This is a genomic window from Bradyrhizobium sp. JYMT SZCCT0180, from assembly GCF_018130165.1.
GTDB lineage: Bacteria > Pseudomonadota > Alphaproteobacteria > Rhizobiales > Xanthobacteraceae > Bradyrhizobium.
In genome coordinates this window covers 62,234-78,862 of record NZ_JAFCLZ010000005.1, presented here as the reverse complement: position 1 = coordinate 78,862, position 16,629 = coordinate 62,234, and the positions used below count along the sequence as shown (strand labels likewise).

At 63.2% G+C, this 16,629-nt stretch carries 14 protein-coding genes; 7 read left to right on the top strand and 7 right to left on the bottom strand.

Annotated elements, in window-relative coordinates:
* Positions 1-37 precede the first annotated feature (37 nt).
* The 4 genes from JQ641_RS08990 to JQ641_RS08975 all read right to left on the bottom strand — a co-directional run bounded on the left by JQ641_RS08990 (position 38) and on the right by JQ641_RS08975 (position 8,971).
* The gene (locus tag JQ641_RS08990; RefSeq protein WP_192734291.1) at positions 38-427 is read right to left on the bottom strand and encodes a response regulator; all 390 of its coding nucleotides are present in this window, start codon (positions 425-427) and stop codon (positions 38-40) included.
* Positions 424-6,699 (bottom strand): GAF domain-containing protein, encoded by a 6,276-nt coding sequence (locus JQ641_RS08985; RefSeq protein ID WP_211995624.1) that lies wholly within the window; start codon positions 6,697-6,699, stop codon positions 424-426. Before JQ641_RS08985 ends, JQ641_RS08990 begins: the two co-directional genes overlap by 4 nt.
* Before the next feature lie 199 nt (positions 6,700-6,898).
* Positions 6,899-8,533: a thiamine pyrophosphate-requiring protein gene (locus JQ641_RS08980; RefSeq protein ID WP_211995623.1), complete on the bottom strand. Its 1,635-nt coding sequence runs from the start codon at positions 8,531-8,533 to the stop codon at positions 6,899-6,901.
* A 267-nt stretch (positions 8,534-8,800) separates the two neighbouring features.
* Positions 8,801-8,971 carry a hypothetical protein gene (locus JQ641_RS08975; protein ID WP_211995622.1) on the bottom strand — a complete coding sequence of 57 codons (171 nt, stop codon included), beginning with the start codon at positions 8,969-8,971 and terminating at the stop codon, positions 8,801-8,803.
* A 218-nt stretch (positions 8,972-9,189) separates the two neighbouring features.
* Between JQ641_RS08975 and JQ641_RS08970 the strand changes: the two genes are divergently transcribed.
* A complete protein-coding gene (locus JQ641_RS08970; protein ID WP_192734294.1) occupies positions 9,190-9,354 on the top strand; it encodes a Flp family type IVb pilin in 165 nt (54 codons plus the stop codon).
* A gap of 21 nt (positions 9,355-9,375) precedes the next feature.
* Positions 9,376-9,588, top strand: coding sequence for a hypothetical protein (locus tag JQ641_RS08965; protein ID WP_211995621.1), 213 nt, complete (start codon positions 9,376-9,378; stop codon positions 9,586-9,588).
* Positions 9,589-9,602: 14 nt separating this feature from the next.
* On the opposite strand, the gene JQ641_RS08960 is transcribed toward JQ641_RS08965, so the two are convergent.
* Positions 9,603-9,839 carry a hypothetical protein gene (locus tag JQ641_RS08960; protein ID WP_211995620.1) on the bottom strand — a complete coding sequence of 79 codons (237 nt, stop codon included), beginning with the start codon at positions 9,837-9,839 and terminating at the stop codon, positions 9,603-9,605.
* Positions 9,840-9,868: 29 nt separating this feature from the next.
* Positions 9,869-10,870 (bottom strand): non-homologous end joining protein Ku, encoded by a 1,002-nt coding sequence (gene ku, locus JQ641_RS08955; protein WP_211995619.1) that lies wholly within the window; start codon positions 10,868-10,870, stop codon positions 9,869-9,871.
* A 268-nt stretch (positions 10,871-11,138) separates the two neighbouring features.
* Between ku and JQ641_RS08950 the strand changes: the two genes are divergently transcribed.
* The 5 genes from JQ641_RS08950 (at position 11,139) to JQ641_RS08930 (ending at position 16,027) form a co-directional block, all read left to right on the top strand.
* Entirely contained in the window at positions 11,139-11,291 is a 153-nt protein-coding gene (locus JQ641_RS08950) for a hypothetical protein (RefSeq protein ID WP_192734298.1), read from the top strand.
* 111 nt (positions 11,292-11,402) lie between these two features.
* Complete coding sequence (locus tag JQ641_RS08945) at positions 11,403-12,071, top strand: metallophosphoesterase (protein WP_211995618.1); 669 nt, start codon at positions 11,403-11,405, stop codon at positions 12,069-12,071.
* Positions 12,072-12,302: 231 nt separating this feature from the next.
* Positions 12,303-12,974, top strand: coding sequence for a response regulator transcription factor (locus JQ641_RS08940; RefSeq protein ID WP_192734300.1), 672 nt, complete (start codon positions 12,303-12,305; stop codon positions 12,972-12,974).
* A 105-nt stretch (positions 12,975-13,079) separates the two neighbouring features.
* Positions 13,080-14,456, top strand: a complete 1,377-nt coding sequence (locus tag JQ641_RS08935) for an ATP-binding protein (RefSeq protein ID WP_211995617.1) — start codon at positions 13,080-13,082, stop codon at positions 14,454-14,456.
* A gap of 149 nt (positions 14,457-14,605) precedes the next feature.
* Positions 14,606-16,027: a hypothetical protein gene (locus JQ641_RS08930; RefSeq protein ID WP_211995616.1), complete on the top strand. Its 1,422-nt coding sequence runs from the start codon at positions 14,606-14,608 to the stop codon at positions 16,025-16,027.
* 22 nt (positions 16,028-16,049) lie between these two features.
* Here the strand turns inward: JQ641_RS08930 and mntR are convergent, their stop codons facing one another.
* A complete protein-coding gene (gene mntR, locus JQ641_RS08925) occupies positions 16,050-16,526 on the bottom strand; it encodes a manganese-binding transcriptional regulator MntR (RefSeq protein WP_312010846.1) in 477 nt (158 codons plus the stop codon).
* Positions 16,527-16,629 lie beyond the last annotated feature (103 nt).

The window sequence follows — 16,629 nt, the reverse complement described above, 5'->3', positions numbered from 1 at the left end:
TGGACGCGACGCGGTATCCACTTCGCTGGAAAACGCTCTAGCTCGCCTGTGCCAGCCGCGTATCGATTTCGTCCCGGAGCAGGGCGAAGTCGATCGGCTTGGTGAGCAGTCCTATCGCGCCGCCGGCGATCGCCTTGCGCCTGGTCTCCGCATCGCCATAGGCGGTGATCATGATGACGGGAACGTCGGGCCGGATCTCCTTGACCCTGGGCAGCATCTCGATCCCGGTCATCCCGGGCATGTTGATGTCAGACAGGATCAGGATCAGCGAATGCTCGATGGTGGAGCCGATGCGGGCGAGCGCATCGGCCGCCGAGCCGGCGAAATCCATCACAAAGCGTTGCGCGCGCAGATCCTTGCGGAATTGCTGGCGAAACAGCGCCTCGACGTCGGGCTCGTCATCAACCACAAGCACCAGAACACTCATGTGGAACCCCGGGTCTTGTTGAGAGGATTGCTGGTCCTCGGCAGAACAATGCGAAACTCGGTGAACTGACCGTGCTCGGTATCGACGTCGATGGTGCCACCATGCTGTTTCACGATGATGTCGTGGCTCATCGACAGACCGAGGCCGGTGCCTTCGCCCGCGGGTTTTGTGGTGAAGAACGGGTTGAACATCTTGTCCTTCACCTCGGACGGGATGCCGGTACCGTTGTCGCGGATACGAATCTCGACGGCGTCGCCGAGGTCGCGGGTGGCGGCGATCAGCACGGGATCGAAGCCGGGCTGGCCGGCCTCGACCCTGCGCCGGTTCACGGCATAGAAGCCGTTCGAGATCAGGTTCAGGAACACGCGGCTGATTTCCTGCGGAAATACCTCGACCATGCCGGCATTGGCGTCGAAGTCGCGCTGCAGGGTGACGTTGAAGTCGGCTCGTTCGGCGCGGGCGCCGTGATAGGCGAGGTTGAGGCTCTCGTCGATGAGGGCGTTGATGTCGGCGGGCCGGTGATCGCCGCCTCCCTCGCGCGAGTGCAACAGCATGTTCTTGACGATGGAATCGGCGCGCTGGCCGTGCTGGACCACCCTTTGCAAATTGTCCTTGAGCAGACCGGTCAGTTCGTCAACCTCTTCGCGGATCTTCTCGCTGATCTCGGCAGGCTTGAGCACGTCGTTCAGTTCATCGGTCAGTTCCGCCGAAAGGGCGGCGAAATTATTGACGAAGTTGAGCGGATTCTTGATCTCATGCGCGATGCCCGCGGTGAGCTGGCCGAGCGAAGCGAGCTTCTCGGTCTGCACCAGCCGGTCCTGCGCGGTACGGAGATCGTCGAGCGACCGCGTGAGATCGTGGGTACGCTCCCGAAGCTCCTTGAGCAGCCGCGTGTTCTCGATCGCGATAACGGCCTGGCTGGCAAAGCTGCTCAACAGCGCAATCTGCTTTTCGTTGAACGGCGAGACTTCGAGACGGTAAATTCCAATGGTGCCGACGAACTCGTCGTCCTTGATCATCGGAACAATGAGGATCGTGCGCGCGCCCGCCAGCTCGGCAAGCTGTACGGTCGCCGGGTCGCCCTGGATGTAAAGCGGCCGCGTGCGGAGGTCATGAATGTGTGCAACCTTTTTTGTCAGGACCATTTGTCCGAGGTCGCCGTCGGGATGCGCCCGAAAACTCCGCTGCCTGGCGGCCTCGAATGCCGAAGGCACGTTGTGAAAGCCGACGGTATGAAAGCTGTCGCCGTCGTACAGGTTCATGAGGCCGAACTGCGCGCCGCAAATGCGCGTGGCGTTCTCGAGCATGCTCTTGAACACCGGCTCCAGATCACCGGCGGACCGGCTGATCACGCTCAGCACTTCCGACGTCGCGGTCTGCTGCTCCAGTGATTCCGAAAGCTCGCGGGTGCGCTGTTGCACTTCCTCGAACAGACGGACATTGCCGATCGCGATCACGGCCTGGTCCGCGAAGGTCTGCAGCAAGGCAATCTGCTTCTCTTCGAAGGGGTTTACTTCGAGGCGGCGGAGCGTGATCACGCCAAGGCTTTTGCCGTCGCGGAGCAGCGGCACGCTCAGAACGGTGCGCTGGCCATTTTTCTGTCCCAACTTCTTGGCTTCGGGAAATTCGTCGCCCTCGGGAGACAGGAGGTCTTTTACCTGAACCGGCTTTCCCTCAATAACAGCTCGGCCGGCCGTCCAGTTCCGGCTGATGGGCCGGTCGTTCAAGGTGACCGATAGCGGGCCATGGTGCGCACTGAAGCGAAGGTTGTCGCCTTGTTTGAGGCGCACTATGGCGTCATACGCATCGCAAACCTCGCAGGCGCTTTCGACGATCGCCTGGAGCACTGGGTTGATGTCGGTCGGCGAGGAGGCGATGACCTTCAGGATATTCGCGCTTCCGGTCTGGTAGGTCAGCGCTTCGGTAAGATCGCGCGTGCGAGCCTGAACCTCGTCGAACAAGCGAACATTCTCGATCGCGATCACGGCCTGGTCGGCGAAGGTCATGGCAAGATCGACATGTCGCTCGGTGAAAGGGTGCACCTTCTTGCGGAACAAGAGCAGCAGGCCGATCGCGACGCCCTCGCGCAGCAACGGAACGCCCATCATGCTTCGTATGCCGACCCGTTGCTGCAAGGCGAAGTCGTATTCCGGGTCGTTTTCGGCGTCCTCGATGAGTACCGGTGCATTTTCGAGCAGGACGCGCGCGCCAAGCGAGCCGCGTCCAGGCTTGTGGTCGATCTCCATGACCGTGCGGTGATGCTCTTCGTGCAAGCCAAAACTCGCTGCGCCTCGAAATCCCTCGCCGACCCTGCGATGGATGACGACAAAATCCGCCTCGCACAGGCTAGCTGCCGACTCCGAAAGCGTGTCGAGGACCTTCTGCAGATCGAACGCGGAACGGCTGATAACCTTGAGCACGTCGGCGGTCGCAGTCTGCTGCTGCAGGGATTCGCTCAAATCTTCCGTGCGCTGGCGAACTTCATCGAACAGGCGGACGTTTTCGATCGCAATGACAGCCTGGTCGGCAAAAGTGGTAACGAGGTCGATCTGCTTCTGCGTGAACGCGGCCACCCGTTGTCGCGCCAGCACGATGGTTCCGATCGGCTCATTCTCGCGCAGCAACGGCACGCATAAACTGGTGTGCTGACCGCCGATCGTGGTAGCTTCGCGCAAGGTGTATTCGGGATCGGTAGCGACATCGAGAATTTGAATCGTGCGCCTTTCGAGTACGGCGCGCCCGGTGATGGTGCCTCTGTCGGCCTTGAGGGGGTGGGTTTCGAGGAATTCGATGTACTCACGGCTGTAACCGACGGCGGCGCCGGCCCGATACTCATCGCCTTCGCGCCGCATGATAAAGGCCATCTCGGCGTCGCAAAGCAGAGCAGCAGTGTTCACCAGCGTATCGAGCACTGGTTGCAGGTCGAAGGTCGACCGACTGATGGTCTTGAGAACGTCGCCAACCGCGGTCTGCTGCTGCAGGGATTCACTCAGGTCGTCGGTGCGCTGCTGGACTTCGTTGAACAGGCGGACATTCTCGACGGCGATCACGGCCTGATCGGCGAAGGTCTGCAGCAACTGCACATGGTGTGAGACAAACGAACCGGGATCCTTCCGGGTAACGCTAATCATGCCGATCGGGACCCCTCCGTTCATCAGCGGCGTGAACAGCATGCTGCGGAACCCGCGCAGCCGCGCGATATCCCTGATCTGACTGTTTGCCATCTGTTCGATGTCGGCGGTCTGGACCGGCTGACCGCTCTTGGCCAGTTCGAACTGGTCGAAATTGGCGAGCGGCATCGGAAACGCCGCCTGCAGCACTTCGTCTGCGGCCGGGGTGGTCGGTGTGAAGGCCGCGAGGTAGGCAGTGTCGTCAAGGAAGCGAAACACAGCGGTCGAAAAGCCGCCGAGCAGCCTGTTGGAGCTTGTGGCGATGGCCTTGAACACCGGTTGCACGTCCGATGGCGAACTGGCGATCACCTTCAGGATATCCGCCGTCGCGGTTTGCCGCTCCAGCGCTTCCCGCGTCTCGTTGAACAGCCGCGCGTTCTGGATCGCGATGACAGCCTGGTCGGCGAAGGTGCGCAGCAGGCTGCACTCCTTTTCGCTGAACGGCTTCATCGAGGTGCGGCCGACGAAGATCGAGCCGATGGCACGGTCCTCCCACAGCATTGGCGCGAGCGCCATCGAATAGTTCTTGCCGATACGGCGGGCGATCTCTCGCAGCGGCGAAGGCACGTCGGGATCGTTGAATACGTCGGCGTAATGGATCAGGCGGCGCTCGCGGAAGGCCACCTCGCTTGCGGTTCCCTCCAGCGGCACCGGATACAGCGCGCGCACGCGCTCGGCGTTGGCGCCGTGCGCCGCTCCGATGTGGAGCAATCCATCTTCGCCTGCCAGGTAGATGAACCGGTCATCGCCGCCAAACAGATGCTCGATGCTGCGCAGGATCGCGTCGAATACGGGCTGGGCATCGGCGACCGAGCTGCTGACGACCCGGAGGATGTCCGCCGACGCCTTTTGCTGTTCCAGCGCCTCCTTCGTCTCGTTGAACAGCCGCACATTTTCCATCGCGATCACCGACTGCGCGGCGAACATCTGCAGCAGCCGGACGTGCGGCTCGTCGAACGAACCGGCTGCCCGGCGCGTGACCGTGATGATGCCGACAGCCTTGCCCTCGTTCATGAGCGGCGCGAACAGCATGCTGCGATATCCCCGTGCACGCGCGATGTCGCGTGCGGCCGGCTCGAGCTCGGTATCGACGAGTTCCGCCGGCGCGCCGTCGCGGACCAACTGGTAGGGCGGAAACCGGTCAAGCGGCATCGGGAACGAGGATTGCAGCACCGCATCGCCCGCGGGGTCCGTCGGCGTGAACGCGGACAGATGGATCTGGTCGCCAGCGTAGCGAAATATCGCGGTGGAAAATCCGCCGATCAGCCGGTTCGCGCTGGCCACGATGGCCTCGAACACCGGCTGCACGTCCGACGGCGAGCCGGCGATCACCTTGAGGACATCAGCCGTCGCGGTCTGTCGCTCCAGGGCCTGCATGGTTTCGTTGAACAGGCGCGCGTTCTCGATCGCGATCACCGCCTGGTCGGCGAATGTCTGCAGCAATTGCACGTGGTCGGCGGCAAAGGCGCCCGGCTCCGCGCGGGTGACGCTGATCATGCCGACCGGCACGCCCTGGTTCATCAGGGGTGTGAACAATACACTGCGGAAGCCGCGCAGCCGCGCCAGTTCCTTGTTCAACTTCGGGACGTGCTCGGCTTCGCTGTCGGGAAACTGAACGGTCTCGCCATTGCGCACCAGCGCGAAGGTCGGGAATTCCGAGATCGATCTCGGAAACGAAGCCTGCAAGCCCTCGTCGGCGGCGGGGCTGGTCGGCGTGAATGCCACCAGGTGGAGCTCGTCGCCGAGGAAGCGGAGCACGGTGGCGGAGAACCCGCCGAGCAGTCGCTTGGCGCTGGCAGCGATGGCTTCGAACACCGGCTGCGCGTCGGACGGAGAGGCGGCAATGACCTTCAGGATTTCGGCGGTGGCGGTCTGTCGCTCCAGCGCGTCCCTTGTCTCGCGAAACAGCCGCGTGTTTTCGATGGCGATCACCGCCTGGTCCGCAAAGGTCTGCAGCAGCGCTGTCTGTCTGGCTGTGAAGGCCACCGGTTCAAGGCGACGGAGGACGATCGCACCAATGGCTTCTCCCTCCCGCAGGAGAGGTATGCTGAGGGTGCAGCGGTGTCCCTGTTCGCGCGATTGCCGTTGCCCCTCGGGAAAATCGGCAGCCTCGGGGGCCCAGAAGTCAGACACTTGCACAGGCACCTTGTCGACAACCGAGCGACCCGTGACCCACTCCCTGTTGATCGGACGGCTGTGTTGACCTGTCGGTATCGGCCCGTGATGGGCGCTGAAATGCAGATGGTCGCCAATCCTGAGCAGGACGTTGGCATCATAGGCGTCACAAAGTGCGCAGGCGCTTTCGACAATTGCCTTGAGCGCCGGTTCGACATCGGCCGGCGAGGATGCGATCACCCTGAGCACGTCGGCGGTCGCGGTCTGCTGACGAAGGGATTCGCTGAGATCGTTGGTGCGCTGGCGCCGTTCGTTGAACAACCGCGAATTCTCGATGGCGATGGCGGCCTGGTCGGCAAAACTTTGTTGAAGCGCGAGTTCATCCTCGGTGAACGGCGCAAGCTGATCGCGGTAAACGATCAGCGCGCCGATCGCTTTGCCTTCGCACCGCAGCGGTGACCCGGACATCGAGCGCGTACCGGCCTCGCGAACATACGGCAATCCCGGCCAATCGGCGATTTCGGAATCGACATTGTCGACATCGGGCACGTGAACCTGGCGATTCTCGCCCACGATGGTTCCGGGCATATTACGGCCGCCGATCTTGAGCTGCGTTTCCGGAACGCCGGCGCCGACGCGCTTCGAGCTTTCCCCGAAACGGATGGTCTTGGCCCAGCCGTCGCCCTCGGCAATATGGATGGTGGCGCTGGACGCATCGAACAGTCGGGCGCTGGTTTCGGCGATCTGGTGCAGCGCACGATCAGCATCGCCCGATACGCTGGCAATGGTTCGCAGGATATCGGCGCTGGCGTTCTGGCGCTCCCGGGCGATGCTCAGTTCACGAATGAGCCGGCCGTTTTCCGCGTCCGTCGCGGCATGACGGGCGATATCAGCGTCGTGGGCGGCGAAGCTGGATTCGAGTCTCTGCTCGAGCTCGGCAACGAGCTTGTAGAGATCGGCCACGGCGTCCGGGGGGAGCGCGGTCATTCACTCAAATCCATTTCACGGCAAGCCATTTCACAGCAAGGTTTTGCAGGATGATGGCGTCAAAGCCATCAGCGCTCGCACCAATGTGGCAGATAATTTCATTCCAGGCGTGGCCAAGCCAGCGCCATCCCGGCCTTTTCTTAAGGCCGGGGCGTCAAAATGTGAAGCAGGATTAAGCGGTTATCGGCCGGGTCGGTGATCAGGTTCCGGGCCGGGAGACCTCGGTCTCCTTGCTGGTGATGAATTCCAGCAGCACCGGAATGCCTTCCTTGGTCTTGGCGATGCCGCGCTGGATCGCGGGAATGATGTCTTCCGGCTTGGTCACCCGTTCGCCATAGCCGCCGAAGGCGCGCGCCATCGCGGCGTAGTCGCCGGAAATGTCGGTCGAGCGGTATTTCTCGGTCGAGATCGGCATCACCTTCAGCTCGATCGCCATGGAAAAATTGTTCAAGAGGATCGACATGATCGGAATTCGCTCGCGCACTGCGGTCTCGAAATCCATGCCGGTGAAGCCGATCGCGGCATCGCCCCATACGTTGATGCAGAGCTTGTCGGGTTTTGCCAGCTTGGCGCCCATGGCGAGCCCAAGCCCGTAGCCGAGCTGGGTGGTCTTGCCCCAGCCGATATAGGACAACGGCTCGACCGATTTCCAGAACGGCGAGAGCTGGTCGCGCGGACTGCCGGCATCATGGGTGATGATGGTGTTCTTGATGTCGACCGTGTGCTGCAGGTCCCACAATACGCGATAGGGATTGAGCGGGGCGTCGTTGTGGGTGAGTTTCGGCATCCACTTCGCCAGCCATTCCTTGTGCGAGGCGGCGATCTCTGCGGCGACAGACGATGCGTCACGATCACTGGTGACGCTTCTGCCGATCTCTTCCAGCAGCGCATCGAGCACCAGGCCCGCATCGCCGACCAGGCCGATCCTGGCCTCGACATCCTTGTTGAGATGGTTGGGGTCCAGCGTCGAATGAATGATGGTCTTGCCCTTCGGCATCGCGATGCCGAACGAGGTTTCGGTGAAGGAGCAGCCGATGCCAAAGATCACGTCGGCCTCGCCGAGGAATTTTGGTACCGCGCGGGGCACGGCAAGGCCGCCCGAACCCAGCGAAAGCGGATGCGTCTCCGGAAACGACGATTTGCCGCCAAGGCTCGTGGTGACGGGGATGGCGAGACGCTCGGCCAGCCGCTTCAGTTGCGGCCAGGCCCTGGCGTAGTGCACGCCCTGGCCGGCGTAGATCACCGGCCGCTTGGCGCCCACCAATAGCGCGGCCGCTTCCTTGATGTGGACGGGATCGGCGCCGTAGCGGGTGCGCAGCACCGGCGTGTAGTTCAGCGGCTCCGGCACGTCTTCGTTCCACATGTCGGCCGGGATTTCGACGATGACCGGCCCACCGCGGCCGTTCTTCAGTTTTGTGAACGCCCGCCGAAAGATGTTGCAGACTTCAGCCGCGATATTGATCGGCTCGGAGGATTTTGAGAACGCCCGCATCGCCTGGCTGGAGTTGAAGTTCGGGTCGATATTGGCGAGCCGCCGCGCGTAGCCCATCGGCAGCACTAGCACCGGGACGGATTCGCCGTAGCATTGCGCCACGCCGCCCATGGCGTTTTCGGCGCCGGGGCCGTGCTGCATGCAAAACGCACCGATCGAATGGCCCGAGGTGACGCGGGAGATCGCATCCGCCATGTGGACGCCGATGCGTTCCTGGCGCACCATCACGGGACGGATATCGGCATTGGCGGCATATTCGATCAGATGATTGACGGGATAGCCGCAGAGGATCTCGATCCCCTCGCGCTTCATGATTTCTGCAATCGCGGCGCCGAGCTTCATGACGGTTTTCCCCTTGTGTGCAGGCCGGTTCGTTCGGCCGATTTCTCACAGTTGGAACAGGAATTTTCCTCACCGTAAAGCGCGGGCGGCGCCTGCTCCGGGAAGTGCTGATATGCGTTTGCCGCCGGAGCGGTTGCTGCGGACCAATACCGCGTCAAACCGATGAGTTCGAAGTCCAGCGGTTCCCACTCGATCAGAAACGTATCGGGCGATGTTCGCCGCGGCGGCCTCGAAGCCGGCCGCGCCCTACGGGCTAGCGGAGGGCAACTATCTCGCCTCGTTGCGGCGATGGTTGAACATCGCCGCCATCAGGCCGAGGACATACGCCGTCAGACGGCGATCGTTGCCGGATCGCACCTCGGCGGTGCGCTGCTCTTCCAACTCATCGTTCAAGAGGCCGATGTAGTTTTTTCCTGGTTCACGCTTCTGCGTGGACATGTGCGCTCGCTCCGGGATACGCCGATCCGCCGACCATGGTTGGGCGTTGGACAATTCAGAGTAAATTTTTGGTACCGTAGGAATACCGGTGTAGTCGTGGCTCCGGCTTAATAAGTCGTTCATCCTGTTCGTCAAAACGCCGTCAATCATTCCAATCTAGGGTTCCATTTGGGACCGTGGCGCGGGAAGAATTCCGGCGGCGTCGACAGGAGTTTTTCATGCGTCGATTGTTGAAGAGTTTTTTCCAGGATCAGTCCGGCGCGACCGCGATCGAGTATTGCCTCATTGCGATGGGAATCAGCATCGTGATCGTCGGTGCCGTCAACGGCGTCGGCGGTGCACTCAGCACCAAGTTTGGCACCGTCAGCACATCGCTCAAATAGGACCGACCGGCAGCGGGCGCTATGCAAGAGCTGCTGTTCGGGACCTGGGGTCCACCGATCGCCAGCTTCGGCCGGCAGGTCATCGCCTACAGCCTGCAACACCCATGGCGCGTATTCGCCGCCATGCTGGTTCTAGCCCTGCTCACGGATCTGATGTTCCGCAATCGACCAGCCGGCGACGGCATCGACGGATTTGATTTTGGCGGAGGAGATGGTGACGGCGGCGGGGACTAACGCCACAGACCGCGTTACCGGTTGTTTTCATCCGTATATAGCGCCTGCATCATTGCGATCCGCGCGAACATCAGCCAGCCGCCGCCGGTCTCCGCAGCCCTGATCAAATTCTCGACCGCGGTTTGCCAGCGCACTTCGTCTTGTTCGGCCTTTGGCAGTTTCATGACGTAGTCGGCGGCGTGCTGCAGCGTCGTGAGCTTGCTGCCGCTGCGCAGGGCGATCGGCTCATCGAACGGCGTCGACCATGGCATCGCGCGCTATCGGCCGAATGTCTGCGCGATCAGCCGGCCTTCCTGGTGCGCGCGGAGGTGCGCGCCGGCTTCTCGGCTTTCTTCGGCGCTTCCTTGACCGCCTCCTTGGCTGCGCGCTTGCCGCTGCCTGAGATCGGCAGCAGCATTTCGCGCTGGCCGGCGGCTGCCTTGCGCGGCTTCTTGCCCTTGGCCTTGGCCGTTTCCTTGGCCGTTTCCTTGGCTGCTTCCTTGCCGGCGGCGGGGGCGGCTTGCTTCTCGTTGGCGAGGCTGCGTTTCAGCGCGTCCATCAGGTTGATGACGTTGCCGCCGGATTTCGCAGGCGCCTTCGCCGTGGTCTTCACGCCATTGCGCTTCTGATTGATCAGGTCGATCAGCGCAGTTTCGTAGCGATCCTCGAACTGCTCGGGTTCGAACGAGCCGGATTTCTGCTCCACGATATGCTTGGCCAGATCCAGCATGTCCTTGGTGATCTTCACGTCCTGGATGTCGTCGAAATATTCCTTCTCGCTGCGGACCTCATAGGGGTAGCGCAGCAGGGTTCCCATCAGGCCGTTGTCGAGCGGCTCCAGTGCGATGATGTGTTCACGGTTGGTCAGCACCACGCGGCCGATCGCGACCTTGTCCATGCTGCGGATGGTTTCGCGGATCACCGCAAACGCGTCGTGACCGACCTTGCCGTCCGGCACGAGATAATAGGGACGGATCACGTAGCGGCTGTCGATATCCGCTCGCGGCACGAACTCGTCGATCTCGATGGTGCGGGTCGATTCCAGCGCGAGATCGTCAAGCTCGTCCTTCGTCACCTCGATGTAGGTGTCGGTGTCGACCTTGTAGCCCTTCATGATGTCTTCGTTGGCGACTTCCTCGCCGGTGTCGGCATCGACCTTGGCATATTTGATGCGATGGCCGGTCTTGCGGTTGATCTGGTTGAACGAGACCTTCTCGGTATCCGAGGTCGCCGGATACAGGGCGACCGGGCAGGTCACGAGCGAAAGGCGCAAAAAGCCTTTCCAGTTGGCGCGGGGGGCCATGGGAAAACTCCGAGGACGCAACAGACGACCGTCAAGAATACCATCGGCAGACCCGGTTTCAAACACGGCGGGGAAGGGAATCTGCCAACGGCGTTAACCGAGACCGAGCGATATGTTCCGGCGTTCGGCTGCGACCTTTTGGACGACCTGCCCGCAGAAATGCCGGGTGCAGGACCCCGGAACATCATTTGTCATCATGCGTTGCTTTTGACAGGTGGTGTCGAAGCAATAGCTGGCATTACAGGCACTTACGCAAATGAGGTCCCCCATGGCAACGCGTCGACATGGCCAGATTATCGAAACCCCGACCGAGGCGCGTCAGGCCGAACCCGGCCCGTCGGTGCTGGCGCTCCTGACCGTCTCGACTGGACTGGCGATCCTGATCCTGGGCGTGGTCTGGTTCGTGTTTTTCCGGACGTAGGGACGGTACAAATGACAGTCGCCGGCAGCCCGGTCGGACAATGCACGCCGGTTGCCGGTGGCGTGCGGTTGCAATAGCACCGTGGCGTCCCTAGCCGGAATGCGCACGCGGATGAGCTTCACCTACGTCATTCCGGATATTCACGGCCGTGATGATCTGCTGAGCCGCGCGCTCCTGGAGATCGACGCACATGCGTCCGGCAAAACCGGCGTCATTGTCACCATCGGCGACTACGTCAACAAGGGCCCGCAGACGAGGCAGGTGATCGAGCGGCTGCTGCCAGGCTTTGGCGGCGGCTGGCGTTTTGTTGCGCTGAAGGGCAATCACGACGCGATGATGGTCGAAGGGCTGCGCGATCCGGCGAAGCGGGCTTTTTGGCTGGAGCGGGGCGGCGACACGGCGCTGGCGTCCTATGGCGGCGATCCCGCCGCGGTACCGCAGGCCCATATCGCGTGGCTCGATCAATTGCGGCTGGTGTATGTCGATGCGCACCGCCTCTATGTGCACGCGGGCGTCGAGGCAGGGACGCCGCTGGAGGAACAGAGCGAAAAAACCCTGTTATGGAAACGCTACCCGAAGGACGATCCGAGCGGGTTCGGCGAGCTCCACGTCGTGCACGGCCACGACAATGATCCAGAAGGCCCACTGTTATTCGAGGGCCGCACCAATCTCGACACCGCCGCCTGGAAAACCGGGCGGCTGACGGTTGGCGTGTTCGACGATGGCCGGCCGGGCGGCCCGGTCGATTTGATCGTGGTCCGCGGGGCAGATGGTCGTTAGCCGCGCTTTTGGGCGCTTTGGGCGGCCGATTCGGCATGCTAGAGCGTTTTCAAGCGAAGTGGACACCGGTGCGCGTGAAGCGAACGCGTGCGCCTGCGACGGACCGCCGCGCCGTAGCGGGCCCCCATGACAAAAAAGTAACCTGGCGCCAAGTGCCCCGTTCATTGGCCGTTCACGCCGGTGAGCCTCATCTTGTGGCAGGTTTTGTGAAGCACACCATTGGAGGCCAGCGTGCGCCTGCTTGTCGTCGAGGATGACCCCGATCTCAACCGTCAGCTGACGACGGCGCTGACGGATGCCGGATATGTGGTCGATCGCGCGTTCGACGGCGAGGAGGGGCATTACCTCGGTGACAGCGAACCCTATGACGCCGTCGTTCTCGACATCGGCCTGCCGAAGATGGACGGCATCTCGGTGCTGGAGTCCTGGCGCCGCAACGGACGGGCGATGCCGGTGTTGATCCTCACCGCCCGCGACCGCTGGAGCGACAAGGTGCAGGGCTTCGACGCCGGCGCCGACGACTATGTCGCAAAGCCCTTTCACCTCGAAGAAGTCCTAGCGCGGATCCGCGCGCTGCTGCGCCGTTCGACCGGTCACGCCCAGTCGGAACTGACCTGCGGCCCGGTTTCGCTGGACACCCGCACCGGCCGGGTCAGCGTATCCGGCAATCCGATCAAGATGACGTCGCATGAATACCGCTTGCTCGCCTATCTCATGCATCATACCGGGCGCGTGGTGTCGCGCACCGAACTGGTCGAACATCTCTATGACCAGGATTTTGACCGCGATTCCAACACCATCGAAGTGTTCGTCGGCCGTATCCGCAAGAAGCTCGACGTCGATATCATCCAGACCGTGCGCGGGCTCGGCTATCTCCTGACGCCGCCGGCCCCGGGCGCGTGACTGCCGGCCCCTGATTAAAGGCGTTGACGAAGCAACACGCTTACTTCTTTGTTTGAGCATGTTTTTGTCTGAAAACCGGCCGCCACTTTTCCGGATCGCGTCCTGATGCGCGGCTCCTCGCTCGCCACACGGTTGTTCCTGTCGGCGACCGCGTGGGTGGTGGTGATCCTTGTCATCACCGGGTTCGTGCTGTCGTCGGTCTATCGCGATGCCACCGAGCGCGCTTTCGACCGCCGCCTCAATCTTTATCTGCGCACCCTGATCGCCGAGGTCGCAACCCCGGACGAGCCGCCCGACCACCCGTTCCAGTCGCTTGGCGAGCCGTTGTTCGAGCTGCCGCTGTCGGGCTGGTACTGGCAAGTCGTGCGCACCGACGGTGACAAGCCCGAAGCGCGGGTGTCGCGTTCGCTGTGGGACAAGAAGCTGCCGAAACTCGAGGAGCACGGCGCCGAACTGACCGCGGCCGGCATCCGTCTCGGCTATGTCGACGGCCCCGAGGGACAGACTCTGCGGATGGTGGAGCGGCCGGTCGACCTCGGCGCGGACGGCAAGTTCCTGATCGGCGTCGCCGGCGATGCCGGCGAGATCTTCGACGAGACGCGCAGCTTCGACTATTACCTCGGCGGCACCTTCGCGGCGCTCGGCATCGTGCTGCTGCTGACCACGATCTTCCAGGTCCGCTTCGGGCTTGCGCCGCTCAAGCGCATTTCCGAATCGATCGCCGATATCCGCTCCGGCCGTGCCGAACGGCTGGAGGGCGAGTTTCCGGTCGAGATCGCGCCGCTGGCGCGCGAGACCAATGCGCTGATCGACGCCAACCGGGAAATCGTCGAGCGCGCCCGCACCCATGTCGGCAATCTCGCCCACGCCATCAAGACGCCGCTCTCCGTGATCGTCAACGAGGCCGCCGCGCACCCTGTCGATGCCTTTGCCAGCAAGGTGCTGGAGCAGGCCGACGTGATGCGCGATCAGGTGGCGCATCATCTGGAGCGCGCACGCATCGCCGCGCGCGTTACCGTGGTCGGCACCGTTACCGAGGTCGCGCCCGCGATCGAGGCGTTGCGGCGGACCATGGAAAAGATCCACCGCGATCGCGCCATCGCGATCGAGCTGAAGGCCGATTCCAACGCGAAGTTTCGCGGCGAACGCCAGGACCTCGAGGAGATGGCGGGCAATTTGGTCGACAACGCCTGCAAATGGGCCGCCACCCAGGTCCTGATCGAGGTGCTGGTGGAGCCGGCGAAGGAGCCCAGCGCCGGGCCGCGGCTGCGGATCATCGTCGATGATGACGGCCGCGGACTGTCGGCCGACGAGCGCGCGCAGGTCTCGCGGCGCGGACAGCGGCTGGACGAATCCAAGCCGGGCTCCGGCCTCGGGCTCTCGATCGTGGTCGATCTGGCCGCCCTCTATGGCGGCAGCCTTGCGCTCGGCGATGCCCCGATCGGCGGGTTGCGGGCCGAGCTGGTGCTGCCGGGGGTTTGAGCGCGAAAAGCGATTGAATCCGGTCGGGGGAGCGGCGTGCCGCCCTGGATTTCATCATTCCTAAACGACTTCTTAACGCGCACACTTTTATGATGGCGGTTGGACGCGCTTTGCCGTCCGGACGACACACGCATATCCACACCGGGCGCATGAGCCAGACATCGACCGAGCGGCTGAGGGACTATCTCGCCCAGCTCCCGCCTCAGGCGCAGGCGCTGCTGATGCGCTCGTTCGAGCGCGCGATCGAGCGCGGTGAGGAAGTCGCGGTCGCCACCCTCGTGCTCGAGCAACTGCGCAAGGTGGTGCGCGGCACCGAGGAAGACGAAGAAGTGCGGCCGCGGACCGACGATCCGGCGCGGCTGCTGTTTCGCCCCATCGAGCCGTTTCTGGTCGAAAGCAATTTTCCGATGCGGCAGGGCCAGATCCGCCGCACCTCGCTGCTGCCGGTCTGGCAATGGCTGGCCCGGGACGGCGCGCCGGAGCAGGCGCGGGCCTTCGAAGCCGCACTGGCCGAGATCAGGCAGAGCGGTTCGACCGCGGGACTGGAATCCGAGACGCGCAAATTTCAGCTTGCCGCCGCGGATGCGATCGCCAAGGTCGCGGCGCCGGTGCAGGGCGACGACAGGCAGCGTTCGCTCGCGCGTATCGGCCCGCCCAACGTCGTCGAGGACTTCCTGTCGATCGGGTCGGTTTTGCGCGCCCGTGAGGCGATGGACACGCTGGGCAGCCGGCTTGCCAGCCAGTTGCGGGGGTTGTCGGAATCCCAGGTCGCGTCGGTGACCTCGGCGCTCAATGTTCCCTCGCTGCAGACGCCGCAATTGCTGCCGTTCGCGCTGTCGCTGATCATGCAGCGGCTGGCGGCGCCGTGGCAGATCATCCGCCTCGCGATCAAGATGGCGGCTTCCGACGATGAAATTCGTGTCGCCGCGACGCCATACGGCATCGCCGTCACGCTCGCGCTGCACGATCTGTCCTTTCTCGCGGCCTGCCTGCGCACCGACATCAGGCGCGGCCAGTTCGACAATGTCAGCGAACAGCTGAAGACGCTGCATGACGGCGTACGCGGCCTGCGCACCGAACTCGACCTGCGCAACGATTCCACGTGGGGCAAGCAGCTGACCTCGATCCGCGCCGACATTTCCAATTCGCTGCAGTCGGAAATCGACAGCGTGCCCGGCCGGGTCCGGCGCATCCTGCGCCAGCGCGCCGACAAGGACATTTCGTCGGCTCCCAAGATCGACGCCACGGACGTCGAGGAAACCGCGGCCCTGATCGATTTCGTCGCGGTTTGCCGCACCTATGCCAGCGAACTTGCGATCAACGAGGTCACGTTGCGGACCTATTCCGACCTGCAGCATTATGTCGAGCACTCGACCGAGGCGCTGGTGCAGGCGCTGCGCGGTGGCGACACCAAGGCGCGCGCCTACCGGCAGATGCAGGCCAAGGCGGCGATCCGCTTCTGCGAAGTCCTGTTCGGCCATGATTACGCGTCGCTGATGAGCAGGGCGGCGGAAAACGCCGTCACCGGTGAGCGTAAATCCGCCGAGCGCAAGTCCAGCCGCAACGGGTAGGACGGCCGGGGCCGTCGCGCCCTCACACCTTGCGGCGATCCTTGTTGGCGCGCAGGAATTCGGCGAACGCCTTCAGCGTCACATCCGACACGTGATGCTCGATGCCCTCGGCATCGCCCTCTGCCGCTTCCTGCGGGACGCCCAGCGCCAGCAGGACATCCACCACAAGCCGGTGGCGTGCGCGGACACGCTTGGCGAGGGTCTCGCCCTTCTCGGTCAGGAACACCCCGCGATAGGGCCGCGCGGTCACAAGATCTTCCCGCTTCAACCGCGCGATGGTGTCGATCGCCGTCGGGTGCGACACGCCGAGGCGGCGCGCGATGTCGGTCGGGCGCGCCTCGCCGGTCGTGCCGAGCAGATCGGAGATCAGTTCGACATAATCTTCCAGAACCGCGGTCGACCGCGCCGACCGCGCTTTTCCAAAGCGGCGCGCCTGCGTTTGCTCCGTGGGGAGCGGCTGCATCGATTTGGCCCGGTCTGTCGAGGGCTTGCGCAACACGGCACCTTTCCAGGCGAATCCATCGAGAGGAGGCAGACCATGGCGTGCTGCCGACCACATTGCAAGTTGGCGACGTGTCGCGATTCCGCAACAGGCCGGCGCG

What these genes read in the sequence shown, in the direction of transcription:
- JQ641_RS08990 (WP_192734291.1), bottom strand. Translation starts at nt 427, where the DNA reads ATGAGTGTTCTGGTGCTTGTGGTTGATGACGAGCCCGACGTCGAGGCG.
- JQ641_RS08985 (WP_211995624.1), bottom strand. Translation starts at nt 6,699, where the DNA reads ATGACCGCGCTCCCCCCGGACGCCGTGGCCGATCTCTACAAGCTCGTT.
- JQ641_RS08980 (WP_211995623.1), bottom strand. Translation starts at nt 8,533, where the DNA reads ATGAAGCTCGGCGCCGCGATTGCAGAAATCATGAAGCGCGAGGGGATC.
- JQ641_RS08975 (WP_211995622.1), bottom strand. Translation starts at nt 8,971, where the DNA reads ATGTCCACGCAGAAGCGTGAACCAGGAAAAAACTACATCGGCCTCTTG.
- JQ641_RS08970 (WP_192734294.1), top strand. Translation starts at nt 9,190, where the DNA reads ATGCGTCGATTGTTGAAGAGTTTTTTCCAGGATCAGTCCGGCGCGACC.
- JQ641_RS08965 (WP_211995621.1), top strand. Translation starts at nt 9,376, where the DNA reads ATGCAAGAGCTGCTGTTCGGGACCTGGGGTCCACCGATCGCCAGCTTC.
- JQ641_RS08960 (WP_211995620.1), bottom strand. Translation starts at nt 9,839, where the DNA reads ATGCCATGGTCGACGCCGTTCGATGAGCCGATCGCCCTGCGCAGCGGC.
- ku (WP_211995619.1), bottom strand. Translation starts at nt 10,870, where the DNA reads ATGGCCCCCCGCGCCAACTGGAAAGGCTTTTTGCGCCTTTCGCTCGTG.
- JQ641_RS08950 (WP_192734298.1), top strand. Translation starts at nt 11,139, where the DNA reads ATGGCAACGCGTCGACATGGCCAGATTATCGAAACCCCGACCGAGGCG.
- JQ641_RS08945 (WP_211995618.1), top strand. Translation starts at nt 11,403, where the DNA reads ATGAGCTTCACCTACGTCATTCCGGATATTCACGGCCGTGATGATCTG.
- JQ641_RS08935 (WP_211995617.1), top strand. Translation starts at nt 13,080, where the DNA reads ATGCGCGGCTCCTCGCTCGCCACACGGTTGTTCCTGTCGGCGACCGCG.
- JQ641_RS08930 (WP_211995616.1), top strand. Translation starts at nt 14,606, where the DNA reads ATGAGCCAGACATCGACCGAGCGGCTGAGGGACTATCTCGCCCAGCTC.